The 17140-nt window shown below is 49.4% G+C and carries 19 protein-coding genes; 16 read left to right on the top strand and 3 right to left on the bottom strand.

Annotation, left to right across the window (positions count from 1 at the left end; all coding sequences use genetic code 11):
• Positions 1–9 precede the first annotated feature (9 nt).
• On the top strand, positions 10–321 hold the full coding sequence (locus DL346_RS08730; RefSeq protein WP_112881612.1) for a DUF1806 family protein: 312 nt from the start codon (positions 10–12) through the stop codon (positions 319–321).
• Positions 318–1025, top strand: a complete 708-nt coding sequence (locus DL346_RS08725; RefSeq protein ID WP_112881611.1) for a PIG-L family deacetylase — start codon at positions 318–320, stop codon at positions 1023–1025. The genes DL346_RS08730 and DL346_RS08725 overlap by 4 nt, the downstream gene beginning before the upstream one ends.
• Before the next feature lie 199 nt (positions 1026–1224).
• On the opposite strand, the gene DL346_RS08720 is transcribed toward DL346_RS08725, so the two are convergent.
• On the bottom strand, positions 1225–2388 hold the full coding sequence (locus DL346_RS08720) for an acyl-CoA dehydrogenase family protein (RefSeq protein ID WP_206098502.1): 1164 nt from the start codon (positions 2386–2388) through the stop codon (positions 1225–1227).
• Positions 2389–2685: 297 nt separating this feature from the next.
• Positions 2686–3666 carry an aldo/keto reductase gene (locus DL346_RS08715; protein WP_112881609.1) on the bottom strand — a complete coding sequence of 327 codons (981 nt, stop codon included), beginning with the start codon at positions 3664–3666 and terminating at the stop codon, positions 2686–2688.
• A gap of 217 nt (positions 3667–3883) precedes the next feature.
• On the opposite strand from DL346_RS08715, the gene DL346_RS08710 reads away from it, so the two are divergent.
• The 14 genes from DL346_RS08710 (at position 3884) to DL346_RS08645 (ending at position 16522) form a co-directional block, all read left to right on the top strand.
• Positions 3884–4081 carry a hypothetical protein gene (locus DL346_RS08710; RefSeq protein WP_112881608.1) on the top strand — a complete coding sequence of 66 codons (198 nt, stop codon included), beginning with the start codon at positions 3884–3886 and terminating at the stop codon, positions 4079–4081.
• Positions 4082–4231: 150 nt separating this feature from the next.
• Positions 4232–5413, top strand: coding sequence for an alanyl-tRNA editing protein (locus tag DL346_RS08705; protein WP_112881607.1), 1182 nt, complete (start codon positions 4232–4234; stop codon positions 5411–5413).
• Positions 5414–5583: 170 nt separating this feature from the next.
• Complete coding sequence (locus DL346_RS08700; RefSeq protein WP_240633067.1) at positions 5584–6024, top strand: hypothetical protein; 441 nt, start codon at positions 5584–5586, stop codon at positions 6022–6024.
• A gap of 105 nt (positions 6025–6129) precedes the next feature.
• Positions 6130–6573 carry a cell wall hydrolase gene (locus DL346_RS08695; protein ID WP_112881606.1) on the top strand — a complete coding sequence of 148 codons (444 nt, stop codon included), beginning with the start codon at positions 6130–6132 and terminating at the stop codon, positions 6571–6573.
• A 302-nt stretch (positions 6574–6875) separates the two neighbouring features.
• On the top strand, positions 6876–8138 hold the full coding sequence (locus DL346_RS08690) for a sensor histidine kinase (RefSeq protein ID WP_112881605.1): 1263 nt from the start codon (positions 6876–6878) through the stop codon (positions 8136–8138).
• A complete protein-coding gene (locus tag DL346_RS08685) occupies positions 8119–8784 on the top strand; it encodes a response regulator (protein ID WP_112881604.1) in 666 nt (221 codons plus the stop codon). The genes DL346_RS08690 and DL346_RS08685 overlap by 20 nt, the downstream gene beginning before the upstream one ends.
• Before the next feature lie 354 nt (positions 8785–9138).
• Complete coding sequence (gene msrA / locus DL346_RS08680; protein ID WP_112881603.1) at positions 9139–10281, top strand: peptide-methionine (S)-S-oxide reductase MsrA; 1143 nt, start codon at positions 9139–9141, stop codon at positions 10279–10281.
• Between the two features lie 47 nt (positions 10282–10328).
• The gene (msrB, locus tag DL346_RS08675) at positions 10329–10799 is read left to right on the top strand and encodes a peptide-methionine (R)-S-oxide reductase MsrB (protein WP_206098501.1); all 471 of its coding nucleotides are present in this window, start codon (positions 10329–10331) and stop codon (positions 10797–10799) included.
• A 211-nt stretch (positions 10800–11010) separates the two neighbouring features.
• Complete coding sequence (locus DL346_RS08670) at positions 11011–11439, top strand: organic hydroperoxide resistance protein (protein WP_112881601.1); 429 nt, start codon at positions 11011–11013, stop codon at positions 11437–11439.
• A 40-nt stretch (positions 11440–11479) separates the two neighbouring features.
• On the top strand, positions 11480–11815 hold the full coding sequence (locus DL346_RS08665) for a thioredoxin family protein (protein ID WP_112881600.1): 336 nt from the start codon (positions 11480–11482) through the stop codon (positions 11813–11815).
• 199 nt (positions 11816–12014) lie between these two features.
• On the top strand, positions 12015–13466 hold the full coding sequence (locus DL346_RS08660) for a spore germination protein (RefSeq protein ID WP_112881599.1): 1452 nt from the start codon (positions 12015–12017) through the stop codon (positions 13464–13466).
• 19 nt (positions 13467–13485) lie between these two features.
• The gene (locus DL346_RS08655; protein WP_112881598.1) at positions 13486–14574 is read left to right on the top strand and encodes a GerAB/ArcD/ProY family transporter; all 1089 of its coding nucleotides are present in this window, start codon (positions 13486–13488) and stop codon (positions 14572–14574) included.
• Positions 14571–15647, top strand: a complete 1077-nt coding sequence (locus DL346_RS08650) for a Ger(x)C family spore germination protein (protein ID WP_112881597.1) — start codon at positions 14571–14573, stop codon at positions 15645–15647. Before DL346_RS08655 ends, DL346_RS08650 begins: the two co-directional genes overlap by 4 nt.
• 305 nt (positions 15648–15952) lie before the next feature.
• Positions 15953–16522, top strand: coding sequence for an SF0329 family protein (locus DL346_RS08645; RefSeq protein ID WP_112881596.1), 570 nt, complete (start codon positions 15953–15955; stop codon positions 16520–16522).
• A 111-nt stretch (positions 16523–16633) separates the two neighbouring features.
• Here the strand turns inward: DL346_RS08645 and DL346_RS08640 are convergent, their stop codons facing one another.
• Complete coding sequence (locus tag DL346_RS08640; protein WP_112881595.1) at positions 16634–17080, bottom strand: DinB family protein; 447 nt, start codon at positions 17078–17080, stop codon at positions 16634–16636.
• Positions 17081–17140 lie beyond the last annotated feature (60 nt).

The raw sequence follows: 17140 nt of genomic DNA, 5'->3' as shown, positions 1-17140 counted from the left end.
ATTCGCGCCATGATCCCTATTAACAGAATGGAAGCGGAGGCCGAGCTCCGGAAATTCATCGGGGCCGAGGCTTATGTCCACAGCGAAGCGACGTCATTCTTGTTCGTTCGCAATTTCAAGGTACGGGTAACGCACGCTTTTATCGCTGGGGAAGGGTCTTTCCGCGCCGCGCTCCGTTTCGACGGCCATGGCTGGCTGCGGATGGAAGCGCTCACGCATTTCGAGGTGGACGGGCAGGGCCGCCTGCTGCTGGCTGGCTATGACGATAGAGGGCGCATGAACGTAGCGCTGCATCTAGGAAGGGAGCCGTTTCCGGAATGAACCATGAACAAGCGCCGAAACGCAAGCTGCTGGCGGTATTCGCCCATCCCGACGACGAGTCGTTTATTTGCGGGGGCACGATGGCCAAATACGCCTCCGAAGGCGTCGAGATCACGCTAGTAAGCGCAACGAAGGGCGATATGGGCCGCCGAATGGGCAACCCGCCGTACCTCAATCGCGAAACGATGGCCCTCGCCCGCGAGCAGGAGCTGCGGGAAGCCTGCGACTGCCTGGGCATCGGAAGGCTGATTTTCTTCGGCATCCGCGACAAAACCGTTGAATTCGAGGACGAAGCATCGCTGATCGGGCGCATCGAATCGCTTATCCGCGAAGTGGAGCCGGACGTCGTGCTGACGTTCCATGAACGGTACGGCGGACATCCGGACCACTGCGCGATCGGCAAGGCCGCGACGGCCGCCTTCCGGCGTTCGGCGGACAAAGGAGCGCTGTACTACATTACGTTCGGCGACGCGATGGAGCGTCCGGAGCGTTACGGATACACCAAAAAGGACGTCGTCCGTGTCGACGTGCAGGCGCACAACGCAGCTAAGCTTGCCGCGTTCCGCGCTCACCGATGCCAAACCGAAATCGACGAATGGGTATGGCAATCCGATAAAGCGGCGCTGACCCGGTTCGGAAAGTATGAATATTTCCTGAAAGGGGACGTCAACGCGACGCAGCGGGCGAATGACGATTTGTTTTGAATGTCTTAAATTTTACGTCCATGAACGGCACAGAGGCCGCTAGTAGAATCTAGCGGCTTCTGTGTCCGTTGTATTTACAGGACCTTAGCTCAGCAGCCTCGCGCGGTCCGTGCCCCCGGCGCGCATAATAACGCCGAAGGCGCCTTGTTTCAAGACGCAGCGCGATGGCGTCGGCCGTGCATCATCAGCAGCGGCTCGCCTACGAAGGCGAACCCTCGCCAAGCGCGGACGCGGCCAGCGTCTGGATGACCGAGCTGTCCATCGGCGGGTTGTGCAAGCCGGCGCGGACGTCGCGGTAATAGCGCTCCAGCGGATTCGCGCGCGACAGGCTGGTGCCGCCGACGATGCGCATCGCCAAGTCGACGACGCGGATGGCGTTGTTCGTGACCGTATATTTCGCCAGGCCGAGCTCCGGCTTCATCGCGGTCCGTTCCGCCGGTTCCTTGTCCCATTTGTCGGCCGACTCATACAACAGCGTGCGGGCGGTGCGAAGCTCGACCTCCATCTCCCCGATCGTCTGTTGAACGGCAGGGAGGGCTGCAATCGGTTTATCCAAGGAATTGGGCTTATACGTGCGGGCGAATGCGAGTGCATAGTCGCGCGCGGCCAGGGCGATGCCCATATAGCAGGCCGGAATATGCAGCAGCCAGCCGCCGCCGTCATCCGTGCCTTTGCCGGTCAGCCGGCTGTCCGCGCCAGCGAAAGCTCCGTCCAGCACGACGTCATGGCTGCCCGTCGCGCGCATCCCGATCGTGTCCCATGTTTCCACGATCGACACCCGCTCCGACCGATGGACGAGAAAGTCGGCCGTACAGTCTTCATCCGGGATATAGGCGGATACGACAAAACGGTCGAGAATCGGCGACAGCGTGCTGAACGTCTTGCGTCCCGTGATCCGCCAACCTCCGTCCGCGGCAACCGCGGTCGTTTCCGGACGGCCGCCGCGGCTCGGGCTGCCGGAGGACGCTTCGCTGGCGAACGTATTGATCATCGTGCCTTCCTTCACGACGGAGCGGCACAGTGCTTCGAACGTCACTGCCGGCCACTTTCCGGTCGTGCGCAAATGCATGATCTGGCCGAGATGCCAACCAACGGCAAGCGCGGTCGAGCCGTCCCCGTAAGCAAGCCGTTCCTGCAGCAGGACGAACTCGTACAACGGGATTTCGTCGCCGCCGAAAGCCCGGGGAACGGTCAGCTTTAGATATCCGTTCTCCCGCAAGTCGGCAAAATTATCGAACGGAAACGAGCCCTCGCGATCGTACCGGGGCGCTCGCTCCGCGAATCGGGCTGCCAGCCGCTCGACGAGCAAGGCACGGCTGCGTTCTTCCTCGTTGCGAATGGGGCTGTCAATGAATCGTTTCATCATGGCTCACTCCTTCATCTCGTATTATAGCAACCGGTTCAAGGATTGCGCGAGTGATAGGCGAGAACATAACGAAAGGAGTATCGATTGCGTGCAAAACGTCGGCACGACGCTGGATCAGATGATCCTAGGTGATTTTGAGGACAGAACCTGTTGCTGCGATGATCGGCCATGAAGAAGGCGGCCTCCGAAATTTCGGAGGCCGCCTCTCGGTGCTGTATCAAGCGCAAACGTGCTACTGGGCTTGCTCTTTCCGCGGGCACAGTCACGTCCGGGCAGGCTGCACGCGTTCCCGTGTTACTGGAAGCCCAGTACGGGATGCGGCACGTACAGCTCTTCCAGCTCCCGGATTTCGTCGGAAGTCAACGCAAGCGAGAGCGCCGCGGCCGCGTCGTCCAAATGACCGGCCTTCGTCGCGCCGATGATCGGCGCTGTGACCGCGGATTTGCTTAGCACCCAGGCCAGCGCGACCTGGGCATGCGATACCCCGTGCTCGGCCGCGATGCGCCCGACGCGTTCGACGATCGCGCGATCCGACTCGACGGCGGACGTATACAGCGTCTTGCCGAACGCGTCGGTTTCCGACCTTTCGCTGATATCGTCCCAGCCGCGCGTCAAGCGGCCGCGGGCCAGCGGGCTCCACGGGATGACGCCTACGCCGAGATCCCGGCAGAGCGGAAGCATTTCCCGTTCTTCCTCGCGGTACAGCAGATTCAAATGATTTTGCATGCTGACGAATTTTGTCCAGCCGTGCTTTTCCGCCGTGAATTGCGCTTTGAGAAACTGCCAGGCGTACATGGACGAAGCACCGATATAGCGGGCCTTGCCGGACTTGACGACATCGTGCAGCGCTTCCATCGTTTCTTCGATCGGCGTATGCGGGTCCCAGCGGTGAATTTGATAGAGATCGATATAGTCCGTGCCGAGTCTTCTCAGGCTGTCGTCGACTTCGCTCAGGATCGCTTTGCGCGACAAGCCGGCGCCGTTCGGGCCGGTCCGCATGCGGCCGTGAACCTTGGTCGCGATGACGACGTCCTCGCGCCGGGCGAAATCCATCAGCGCGCGCCCGACGATTTCTTCGCTCGTGCCGTCCGAGTAAACGTTGGCGGTATCGAAGAAATTGATGCCTAGATCAAGTGCCTTGCGGATGAAGGGGCGGCTCCGCTCTTCGTCCAGCGTCCACGAATGCGTTCCTCTTGACGGTATGCCGTAGCTCATGCAGCCCAGACATAGTCTGGATACCTCCAGGCCGGTTTGGCCCAGGCGGGTGTATTCCATTTTCGATTCCTCCTCGGATTTCGTCGATCGATTTGGCGAACGGAGTCTGCTAATCTCGCTGTTGACTCTATCGTAACGTTTTTTCGATGGGATCACAATTTCCTTCGGAATCGGAAAACCGTACAAACTAATGAAGGAGGGGGAATTATGGTGAAACTATACATTTTTTTGTTCGTATCTAAAGAAACAAGTAGTAAAAACCAAAGGAGGTATATAGATGAAATGTAATCAATGTCAAAATGAAATGATAAAAGATTGTAACATTAAAGTTGAAGGTGATCTGGCTGGAATTAAAATATCTAAAAAGAGAAAAGGACTTTTCAACAAAGTATCTGCAAAAACTAAAGCAGCCGTTTGTTCAAATTGCGGTTATGTAGCTTTTTACATTAATGAATACAAAGAATTTAGTGAATAGTATGTACGTTTGTTGAATTGATAACTCGAAACAAGGCTGCCGACAATAACGGCGGCCTTTTCCGCTAACGGGTGGCTGGACCTATTAATTCAGAATCAAAAGGATAAAATAGAATGAGAAGTGATTATGCGAAAGAAAAGGGATTGAACGATGACGATTAGATTGTATTATAATTCTTCCTATGTAACCGAATGGGAGACGAACATTACGAAGTCGCTCAAGAGAGATGATGGGTGGTATGTCCTCTTGGAGGAAAGCGCCTTTTATCCTCATGGAGGGGGCCAACCTTGCGATACGGGAAAGATTAACGGTGTCCCTGTACTGGATGTTATTAGCGAGGAAGATGAAGTGCTGCATAAAGTAGAGCGATTGCCGGAGGGTTCGGCAGCGTCATGCCGGATCGATTGGCAACGAAGATTCGATCATATGCAGCAGCATAGCGGTCAGCATCTGCTGTCGGCGGTCTGTCTAAAGTTATTTGATGCGATGACGCTAAGCTTTCACTTGGGCATCGAATTCGCGACTATCGATGTGGCAAAGCCCGAGCTAACCCCGGAGCAGCTATCCCATCTGGAACGGGAAGTGAACCAGGCCATCTACGATAATCACCGAATTGCTAGTTATATGGTTTCCGAGGAGGAGGCTGGCAGTTTGCCGCTGGCAAAGCCGCCGAAAGTGTCGGGGAACATACGGATTGTCGAAATTGAGAGGGTGGAATACAATGCATGCGGCGGGACGCATGTTTCGTCTACGGGTGGAATCGGGATGATCAAGTTGCTGAGAACGGAAAAGATGAAAGGGAATACCCGAATTTCATTCAAATGCGGTAACCGCGCCTTAAAGGAATTTAACGATTGCTTGGGGATTATAGGGAAGCTGTCTTTAAAATTCAATACCGGTAAAGATGAAATAATTGCTCGCGTTGAAAAGTGGGAGCAAGAGCAAAAACAGTTTCAAACAGAAATGGCCGCTCTCAAGGAGCAGAATGATTCGTTTGTCGCGCGAGAGCTCTTGGAATTGCAGGAAAGCTGCTTGATCGCGCATCAGTTTGAGAACAAGCCGTTGAAAGATATGCAAAGCCTGGCGATAAAGCTCACGTCTTTGACCAACGATCCCGTGCTGCTCGCCGATCTTGCTGATTTGAAAGTAGTACTGTCGCATAGCGGGAGATTCGAGCTTTCTTGCGGCGCATTTTTCAAGGAACATCTAGAGGCGTACGGCGGCAAAGGCGGAGGCAGCAGCACCATGGCTCAGGCTGGATTCGGGACACTGAACGAAGCATTGGCGTTCTACGAATTCGCTAGAGCAAGGTTCCAAAACAGTGTCGTTTGACAAGAACATTGTCCGAATGAAGTCCGCGTAATACGCGGGCTTTTTGGTTTATCGGATCAAGTTCTTGTCATTTGGCGATGACAAATACCTGGATCGAATCATTTGGATGGAATTTCGAACTTCGTGAATACCATTCCTTAAATACCTGAGAAAGAGGACATACAAAAGAAATGGGAACCGTGATGACAATTTTAGTAGTTATATTACTGATCACGATAATATCTGGAGTTATTGTTTCGATATTGTTTAGGAAGCAAAAGGGAGCAATGTTAGGATCAATCATTGTGACATTATTAATTGGCATACCACTCGTATTAATTGTTGCAAAATTGCATGATGATAATTTAAAGAAAGAAATTGCTCGTGTGATTGAGCAAAGAGGTGGCCAAGTTATTCTAATTGAAAAAATGAATGTGGAGAAAGACTTAACTCCATTTGAATCAGAAGCAGGAAATTACAATATCGTCTTTAAAATCGAATATACAATAGGAAATACAAGGCACATTGCTTGGTATCGAGGTGTTAAGACCATCAACAATATCCATGATCAGAGTCCTGGAGGCGGGTTCGATAATCGATATGGAGAGAAGTGGATTTTTGGTGATCAGTGAGAAATTGTGGGGATTGGCTATTTATTATCGCTCACTACTTTGACAGAGGAACACATCCGCTTCACGTACAATATGATGAGTCTAGAAATAAAAAGAGGTGAGCCAATGGCAGTCGTAAAGGCCAGGAAACAGGATATTGATATGCTGGCAAGGTTGCTTCGAGCTGAAGCTGAGACCGAAGGCGAGATGGGCATGCTCCTTGTTGGAAATGTTGGCATCAACCGAATAAGAGCGAATTGCTCTGATTTTAAAGGAATCCGGACAATTCCTCAAATGATCAACCAGCCGCACGCGTTCGAAGCGTTGCAACATGGTATGTACTATCAAAGCGCAAGAGATAGGGAACGCCGTCTGGCACAGCGGACTGTGAATGGGGAGCGGAATTGGCCAGCCAAATTCTCCCTATGGTATTTCCGTCCAGGATCGTTTGAAAATCCCGGACCATGTCCGCCAACTTGGTATAATCAGCCGTTCGTAGGACGATGGAAGAAGCACTGCTTTTATGAACCGACCGCGGAAGAATGTGAAAATGTATATAATACGTTTTAATTTTTATAAACGAACCGAGCTCAGGATCTCTTAACCTTATTTGTCACAGCCATGTGTCGGATGACAAGAACTTTATCTCATTATGTGCCGCGTAAAATCGCGGCTTTTTTGTGTTTAGTGGAAAAAAACTGTTTTCACGTTCATTAGTGCAACTGTCGGTTGACATGAACATTGAATCGAAAAATATATCCGCGCTGTACGCGGTATTCATGATGGCCGTTGGAGGGGTTTGATTTTGTCGAAACCGGCATGGTACTTTAAAGAAGCCATCATCATTCCAGAGGGGAGCGGGTTGCAAGCCTATGAAGGAAACGAACGTCGAGAGCCAGACGACCGCCGGAGGCGGATGGAGCGATTCCCGAACGTGGAAGTTGATTTTCGGCACCAAGCTCTTTCTTAATTTAGCCATGGCCGGCATCTTTTATTTTGATTATTCGATCGACCTGTTTTGGAGAATCAGCTTTATTTTCATCTCCATCGCGGCCTTTATGTTCGTCAATTACGTCTACTTGAGAAGGAGCAGGCGGCGAAGCGGGCTATTTCACCTGCTCATCCTCGATTTCGTCATATCCGCGGCGTACGGCTATATCTATATCGGGGGGAACTTCCCGAATCATCTCTTCGTCGGTATTACGGCACTGGCGATTTTGATGTTCGTCCAGGGTACCCGCAGGATCATCTTGACCTGTCTATTGCTGCTGCTGGTTTACGCGATCACGATGGGGAGCGTGGATTGGTATGTCTACCGGGAATTGGATGAAATCGGCTATTTTACGACCGGGTCTTTTATCGTGTTCGCGGGCATCGTGAGCGTTCTGATCCAGGTTCAACGGAACGCGCGCGACAATACGCTGAAGCTGTTCGGGGAATTGGCGCAGGCTCATGCGCAGTTGCAGGCGTACGCGCTGCAAACGGAAGAGTGGGGCGCGGCCAAGGAGCGGATCCGGATCGCGCGCGAGATACACGATACGGTCGGCCATAAGCTGACGGCGCTTCTCGTGCAAATGCAGGCGGCGCGGAAATTAAGCCAGGTGGATCCGCAGCGCAGCGAACAAACCTACGCGGAATGCGAGAACTTGATTCGCGCGTCGCTGCAGGAGATTCGACTGTCGGTCCGGGCGATCCGCGAAGAGCCGGTCCGCTCGACCTCGCTGAAGGAGCACCTTGAACAGCTCGCGCAGGAGTTCACCAAGTGGGCCGAAGTGAAAACGACCCTCCATGTGGAAGGCCAGCCTGTCGAGCTGCCGGGCAAGCTTCAATTGACGGCGTATCGCATCGTGCAGGAATCCCTTACAAACGCCCAGAAGCACGGACATGCCAGGAAAGCCGAGATCGTGCTGGCCTATGCCGAAAGCGGATTCTCGCTTCGCATCCGAAACGACGGCGAAACGCCAGGGGAGCTCAATCCGGGCTTCGGTTTGATCAATATGCAGGAACGAGTACAGGAGTGGAACGGAGAAGTGCATGTCGGGACGGAGCCGGGAACGGGCTTCGCGGTCGACGTTCGCTTCCCGTATTTCTCCGGCGGAAACGGAGCTGTAGCGATTGAAAATTCTTATCGTTGACGATCAGCGTCTCATGCGCGAAGGGCTTGCGACCATCATCGGCCTGGAAGAGGGCATGGAGGTGGTGGGGACGGCTGTTGACGGAAGAGACGCCTACAACCAAGTCGTCGAACTGCGGCCGGACGTGGTGCTGATGGATATCCGAATGCCCGGCATGGACGGTGTGGAAGGGACGGAGTTGATTCTCCGGCACTTCCCGGAAACCAAGGTGCTGATTCTAACCACGTTCGACGACGCGGAATTGATTTTGCAGGCGCTGGAGAAAGGCGTTCAAGGGTATTTATTAAAGGACCTGCCCTCGGAAGCAATCGTAAGCGCGATCCAAACGGTTTACAACGGTGGGACGGTGCTCCAGCCCGACATTACGGCGATGCTGCTAAGGGAAATGAAAAAAATGCCGGAGCTGCATGCGGACCAAGCGCCTCCATCGAGCCGACAAGAAACGCCCGACGAATTGGCGCTGCTGACCGAACGGGAAAAAGAAGTGCTAGCACGGCTGGGGCAGGGCTTCAACAATAAGGAAATCGCGGAAACGCTATCGATCACGGAAGGCACGGTGAAAAATCACGTCTCGAACGTGATCGCGAAGCTGGGGCTGCGCGACCGCACGCAAGCAGCCGTGTATGCGGTTCGTCATTCGATCTGAGTACGGTAAGCATTACTTTTGGCATAGCGCATGAAATTCGTCATGCGCGATGACCGAAGGCGATGCTTTTTTTTCTGCATATTCATGACCTTCAACACGTTTGGCGGTCCGCTATCCTTGGTAAGATCAAGGTGCAAGATCGAAGGCGAGCGCAGCAGCGCATCCTTCGGTTGAGCTCATTAAGCGTAGGAGAGTGGACATGATGGCGGAGAAAAAGGTCAGGTTAACGTTTCGGATCGTGACGGTGTCGCTTCTGCTGGTGCTGGTGGTCGGCTCTTTTTTTGAACTCAATTGCTTCTTGAATTACTGAGCGCATGTGCGGGCTTGGGTGGATTCCGTCGGAGGTGAAGGCTTATGAGATTAAAACGAATCGTGCTTCCCGTTGGGGTGATGGCCATGGTGTTGTTCGCCGCATATGGCTCGTATCACAAACGCGATACTGCGGAGGCGAAGGGCATGACGAATAAAGTGAATCACATTGTCGAAAAGGTTGCCGGCGACACCAAGACCGCCGTTTTCGCCGGAGGCTGCTTTTGGAGCGAGGAGGCTCCGTTCGAGAAGCTGGACGGCGTCTTGAACGTCATTACCGGCTATACGGGCGGACATACGACCGATCCCACCTATGAGAAAGTATCCATGGGAACGACGGGGCATCTCGAAGCCGTCCAGGTCCGGTACGATCCGAGCCGGATCTCGTACAATCAACTGCTCCAAGTGTTCTGGCGCAACACGGATCCGACTGATGCGGAGGGGCAATTCGCCGACCGCGGGAACGAATATCGTTCGGTCATCTTCTACGACGGCAAGAAACAGCAGGCAGCCGCGGAAGCTTCGAAAGCGGCGCTGGCGGCGCAAGGCAAGTTCGATAAGCCGCTAGTGACGAAAATTTTACCGGTTTCCGAGTTCTATCAAGCCGAGGACATCCATCAAAATTTCTTCAGAACCCATCCCGACGATTACAAATACAACGACGTCGCCTCCGGACGAGAGGCGTTCCTGGAACGCGTATGGGGCGATGACCGAGAGGTGAGAGAGCTGGAAAGCCCGTATTTCCGAATCGATAAAGACGAAAGACTGAAATCGCTGACGAAGCTGCAATTCGCGGTCACGCAGCAGGATCAGGACGAACCGCCGTTCCAAAATGCGTATTGGAATAACACTGATAACGGTATCTACGTAGACATCGTCTCGGGAGAGCCGCTCTTCAGCTCGAAGGACCAGTTCGACGCCGGTACGGGCTGGGCTAGCTTTACGCGACCCTTGGAGCCGGACAGCGTGGTCTACCGGGAAGTCGGGGGATTCATCTCGGATGAGACCCAAGTGAGAAGCCGTTACGCGGATTCATTCCTCGGCCACGTGTTCGAAGACGGTCCCGAACCGACGGGACTTCGCTACTGCACGAACTCCGCATCGCTGCGCTTTATTCCGAAGGACGAACTGGCACAAAACGGATACGTGAAATACGTCAAACTATTTCAGGGGGACGATAAACAATGAGAAACGAGTTTATTGGGGAATTATTGGACAGCCGGCTCGTTAGCAAAATGAACACTTGCTCCGCTCATAGCTTAAATGGTGACTTCGACAAAGAAGAAAAAATAAAGTCTCTAACGAAAATCCAGTATAACGTAACCCAAAAAGGTGCGGACGAGCCGCCGTTTCATAATGAATATTGGGATAACTATGAAGAGGGGATATACGTCGATATTGTTTCAGGCGAACCTTTGTTCAGTTCCAAAGATAAATACGATGCGCATACAGGCTGGCCTAGCTTCACGAAGCCTTTAATATCAAACAACGTGGTCTTTAAAAGCTATGGATTATTTACGGCAATTACTGGCATGGAAGTTCGAAGCCGTAACGCCAATTCGTTTCTTGGCCATGTGTTCAACGATGGACCACAGCCGACCGGACAACGGTACTGCATGAACTCCGCATCCATGGCATTTATTCCGAAAGCCGATCTTGTTCGGAGAGGATATGGGGCATATGCTGCGCAATTTAGTGATGACTAACTTATGGGGCGTTTATTCCCGAATAAATGAAATCATGCAGGCATATGGGAAATGGGTTGAGGAGAATGAACAATACCTGGATTGCTACTACTGGTAATCCGCAGGCATAGGATAACGTGGATATTCGCGATGTATACTAATGAACACAAAAACACAATGATAACCTAGATGATGTGTCCACAAAAGATAATGAACAGGAGAATATGCGAAAATGAACAAAATTGAAAAGAAACTATACACAGCAACTGTAACTGTTCAAGGCGGAAGAGATGGCAAAGCGGTTTCCAGCGATGACAGGCTGAATGTAGATTTGCGATATCCGAAGGAAATAGGCGGTAACGGAGAGGGAACGAATCCGGAGCAATTGTTCGCCGCAGGATTCGCGGCTTGCTTTGAAGGCGCGATGGGCACCGTCCTTCGTTTGAAAAAAATCAAATCGGAAGGTATTTCCATTGTTTCTAACGTCACGCTCGGCAAGGATGCGAATGACGGCTATGCGCTCTCTGTGACGCTGGACATTACGATTAAAGGAGTAGAGCGCAGCATCGCGCAAGAAGTCGTCGATGAAGCGCATAAGGTTTGTCCTTACGCAAAAGCGACTCGAGGCAATATTGAAGTCATCTCGAACATCGTCGGTTAAGGCTTATCAACAGCTGTAACTACATGAGGAGGTCGTAAGGTTGGAGGTCCATTCATTATTCAAAGAAACGTTTAGGGAACAAATTAGTCATGGAATCACACTAGTAGACTTCTATAAACCCGGAAACGACTCTTGTCACGAACAGCTTTCCATTGATCATAGCCTAGCTCAAGAAGTAAGATATCAAGCTGCTGTAGCCAAAGTCGATATAGATCAGGAGAAAGAACTCGCAACTGAATACGGTGTGTCGAGCGTGCCAACGTTAATGTTATTTAAAGATGGATATAAAGTAGAAACATTAGTCGGACAACAAAGTAAAGACGTTTTGCAGAAGTACATCGTTGGCTATGCAACTATGAGCGATTCTTGCGTGTGAGGGTCTTAGTAGCTGTCATGTTAGAAAATGCATAAGCATTTCCGATCGATAGAAAGCCAAAAGGAGCGATACGAATAGCTTCTTTTGGCTTTTTCATGTTTTGGCGGAATCGCAGTAATCAGGGATAATTGCATAATTTTCGACTCGCAGAGAGACAATGAATTTGTGACATTGACATGCAGGAAAAGAGTGATGAGAAATGACTTCGGTCCCTCGAAAATGGAAGGAGCTTAGCGAATCATCAGATTTCGTCTGCTACGAACATCCAACGAACAATGAGCCCATTTTTATCGGCTATTTTCATTCCCTTATTGAACCAAAAGTATTGCACGATCATATCCTAGGTCCTCTGAGCAACGATTCGAACCTGTCTTTCGATGACTTGTACCGTTCCATCCCGGTTGGGGAAAAAGAAATAGCCTTCGACTGGGATACTATTCAAAACAAGCTTCTGCGGGGATATGTCGCCATTCAATACGGCCTTCAACCCGATCAATGCATGGTGGTCAATGCCGTAGCATCCAAGGGACGAAGCATCTCGGCGCCCGAAATCGAATTTACGGTGGAAGGGCCCAAAGAAGCTTTCGTGGAATCGTTGGACATGAATCTCAATTTGATTCGCAAGCGCGTCCCCTTTCCCGAGCTGCGCGTTAAGGAGCTTGAAGTGGGGGAATTATCAAAGGCGAGGGTAGCGGTATGTTACATAAAGGGATTAACGAACGAACAATATTTAAATACGTGCATTCAACGCATAGCGGATGTGCAATTCGATCAAATTACGAATATCACAATCCTTCAACAAATGATTGAAGATAACTCCAACACCATATTCCCGCTGACGATCGGGACCGAAAGGCCGGATTATGCGGCTTGGGCCGTTTCATCGGGGCAAATTTGCGTGTTGATGGACGGGTCCCCGATTGCGGTTTTTGCACCGGTCAATCTGGGGTATTTTTTTATTACGTTCGAAGACTATTATTTGCCATGGATCGTTGGCTCGATTTTGCGGATCATTCGCATGTCTTCCGTGCTATTTTCAGTTTTTGCCTCCCCCTTGTATATTGCCGTGATGACCTATCACGGTCAGGGCATTTCGAACGTTTTTTTGCCCACGATCGTTTCTTCGAGGATCAATGTTCCTTTTCCTCCTTTCGTGGAAGTGCTCATTTTGGAGCTTGTCATTGAACTGCTTCGGGAAGCTGGCGCCAGATTGCCTACGAAAATCGGGCAAACCATAGGTATTGTCGGAGGTATCGTTCTCGGTACCGCGGCTGTCGAGGCCGCGCTGACTAGTAACTTTTTATTGATTATCGTAGCGTTATCGGCGTTGGCATCCTTTACTACCCCCATATTTCGTATGAGCGCCACCATACGCCTTCTTCGATTCCCATTTATTTTTTCCGCGCAATTAGGGGGGCTGCTAGGCATTTTTATTTGCACCATTGCCATTTGTGCGCATTTGCTGCGATTAACGTCTCTGGGGATGCCTTATCTCGTTCCGTATTATCCTTTTCGCGCTTCGGATGCGTACGATACCGTGATACGACCTTCCTACTCTAAGTTTCATCATCGATTAAGCTACTTCAGGTCGCAAAGACCCGTGAGAGTCGATAAGAAACAATTGAACAGAAAAAAAGACATAGACGAATGAACTTTGGGAGGGAGGCAAGATGAAGGCAATGGAACAAGCGCGTTTTACCGTATCGCCTTATCTCGTTTTTCCGTTGGTTCATTCGATGCAGTTCGGGTCCGAGTATCTCAACATGTCGATCAAACCCATCCAATTAGCCGGCCACGACACATGGATTTCCGTCATTCTTTGCGGGCTGTGTTTCCACGTCGTCATTTGGATGGTTTATCGCATTCTTAACCGCAACGAGACGGATCTGATTCAAATTCACCGGCGATTTTTCGGAAAATGGGCGGGTGGAGGCCTAAATTTCATTTTCATCGTTTATTTTTTGCTCCATGCAAGCTTGTTGCTGAGACTATTTATCGAAATCGTGCAAGTATGGCTGTTTCCCGATCTTGCGACATGGCTGTTGGCGTCGGTGCTGCTTCTTCTTGTTTATTATATCGTTGCCGGCGGTTTTCGGGTGATCGTCGGCATCTGTTTGTTTAGCTTGTTGCGGCATTTATTAATCGCAGCCATGCTATTTACGGCAGGTTATTTTCATTTCAATAATTTGTCGCCTGTCATGGATCATTCATTGAATGAGCTTCTTATGGCGGTCAAGGAGCTGGCATTTCCTTATGTTGGCGTAGAAATACTTTTCTTCGTGTATACGTTCATTAAAACGCCTGAAAAGTCGGAAAAATGGGCGCACTTGGCCAATTTTGTTACGACGGTATCCTATCTCATCGTTGTTCTATTTTCATTGTTATTGTTCAAATTCGAACAATTATCCACTCAAATATGGCCGCAATTGACCAAATATAAATTTGTACGGTTCCCTTTTATCGATCGATTCGAATTCGTTGGCGCGTCTGCCCAAATTTTTTTCGTGATTCCAATTATATGCCTATGTATTTGGGCTTCTAGCAGGGCAGTCAAAATCATGTTTGCCGTTAAACAGCGGACCGTTCTGCCGATATTCTTGATTTTGGTGTTTGTCGCCGTAAGCCTGATTGCAGGGCGCAATCATATTGAAGCTTTTCAAGACCTGCTGTCCCAAATCGGCTTTTACATGATATTTGCGTACATCCCGTTTGTTTTTTTAGTCGATATGGTCAGAGTGAAAGCGGGAAGAACGGTATGAGCCGTATTTTTCTTATGCTTGCGGTCAGCTGTCTCCTATTAACCGGGTGCGCCAATCAACAGATCTTGGACAGAATTACCTTGTTTATCGTCTGTGCCTTCGATGAAGCTCAGAACGATCAAATCGAAATTACGCTTGCGACGACCAGGTTTCAGACCGGCAAACCCGGCTCGATCTCCAATCAATTGCTCTCGAAGGTCGGCCATACAAGCGTGGGGATTATCGAGCTAATGAACACTCGAATGGACAAACCCCTCAATGCGGGAAAGCTTTCGGTGGTATTAATTGGAACAGATCTGGCGGCAAAAGGGGTACGGAACGAGTTAGATATGGTTTTGCGCGACGCACAAGCTTCTCGAAGGATGTATTTGGCCGTTGTTGACGGAAATGCAAAGGAAGTGCTGCGGAAAAATTTCAGCTCGGATGAAGAAAAAGGGTTGTACTTGTATAACTTGCTCGACATGAACGAACGGAACAAGCTTGTTCCCAGTCAAAATCTTCATGAGTTCGGGTACGCCTATCTGGGCAAAGGAATGGATCCTTATTTGCCAATGCTTCAAATAAAGGATGATCACATTTACATTGCCGGTCTAGCTTTGTTCAAGGATGACAAATATGTCGCGAAGCTGAACGAAAAGCAGATGCGGGTCATGAAGCTGCTTAAGGAAAATGTGAAGCACGGTGCTCTTGAGACGAAGCTGAACAACGGAACGTATGTTGCAGTCGAAGTTATAGGCTCAAAAGTGCGTTTTCGGATCGAGAAAGATACGGAAGGTTCAAACGTTTCGTTGAACCTTCGGTTAAAAGCCCGAATTGTCGATTCAAAGGCGGTGACCTTGACTAGACAAATGATTAAGAAAATCGAAACTAGTTTCGAAAAAGATCTCATCGATTCTGGAACCGAACTTATCGAAAAGTTTCAGAAAGAAGGAATCGACCCGCTCGGCTTGGGGGATTTCGTTAGGAGCAAAACGAGAAATTGGAACGAAGAGGAATGGAAAAAAGAATATAGCTCATTAAACGTCAAAATAAAAGTAAAGATGGATATTGAAGAGACGGGAATCACGAAGTAGAGCAAATGTCGGTTGTCAAGAACATTGTCCGAATGAAGTCCGCGTATCCGCAAATGAGAGTTTTCATGATTGCTCCAAAGCGGAAAAATCCTTGGATTTGTGCCAGAGCATCGTTGGGATGAGCAAATAAACCAGAACCGAAAAAACCATTGATGATTAATGATACTCTTCGCTAAATGACAACAGGTTGCCATTATTATGGCAGCCTGTTTCGCGTTATATTCGATGTGTTAGTTATTGTATTATGGATATAATAGAATGACTTCCTTTATAGGTATTAACAATTTAGAACGTAGGTGGATTACATGTCCTGGAGCAAATTGAAGCAACAACTGGAGAGTTTTCTCTGTCCTGCATTAATTGGGAGGGTCGAATATCTTGCAACCAGCTACCGTTATTTACCCGATAAAGCAGGAACTTGTTATATTGCGGTAGATAAAAAGAACGTATTCAATATGAGTGATGTAACTTCGTTAATCAGATGGTATCAGACGGAGCTGGAAATTAAGAATGATTCGGATATTCAAATTCCTATCTACAATGAAGAAATTGAAGCGGTCAGAAAAGATACCAAGGGGCTAGTTCCCGAGGAGCGTTTAAAAGTAATTGCAAGAGGTAGAAAAATATCGGAATATGCAAAAGATCTTTTGTCAGCACAGTCAACCTTAAGTAAATCAAACTTTAATGTTGAAGCCACTAGGTTTTTAGCCCGTTCTATTGAGGAAAGCATAGAGAGCAATGATATCTTAATAAATGTTCTAGCATTGGTGGATAGACGGATTGGAAAAAAGCGGATTTTAAACATGCGCGAAAAGATAAAATTAAAGCATCCTATTGTGCAGTATTTTTATGAACTACGGCTTAGTACGTTATAAACAGGTCGCTTCGGTGTTGATTCTTAATATAGAACTTTCGAAATGGAAAATGGAGGGTGAGCGGGCAGCAGGCTGCCAACATTGTTGGCAGCCTGTTCCGCTAACGGGCAGTTACGTACTAAAAATTTGTTCGAGATGGTGATCCAAGTGCTCAACATAGTCTTTTATAAGCCACTCTAACGTAACAAGTTTTTCTTCTCCAATGTCGCATAAATATAGCAACTTGTCTTCAGGAATGTTTGCAATGACTCCAGCTACTTGCTTATTCAATATAACCCAAAGAGTCAAAATGTGATCAATACTTAGGTTTTGGTAATTCATGAGTTCCACCCAATGATTCTGGGCGTATTTTAACACTGAGTAAGGTTGAGATTCATATTGAGAACGCACAAATCGCTGTAGATTTGTAAGTGCGGAGTCACACAGATGCCCTAATATCTCCTTTTTTGACCAACTATTGGGTCGGGTACGAATAGAAAAATCGAGTTCAGAATCAGTATGGATTCTGGATGGAACATCCGTAATCCTATAATTAAGTTGTTGTAAGATGGCTTCCATGGTTTTTCCTCCAATTTGTTTTATAGATTGTACCAACACTAATTTTGTAGGTCAACAACT

Origin of the sequence: Paenibacillus montanisoli (genome assembly GCF_003268025.1) — a bacterium.
Classification (GTDB): Bacteria; Bacillota; Bacilli; order Paenibacillales; family Paenibacillaceae; genus Paenibacillus_Z; species Paenibacillus_Z montanisoli.
This window is presented reverse-complemented; position numbering and strand designations above follow the sequence as displayed.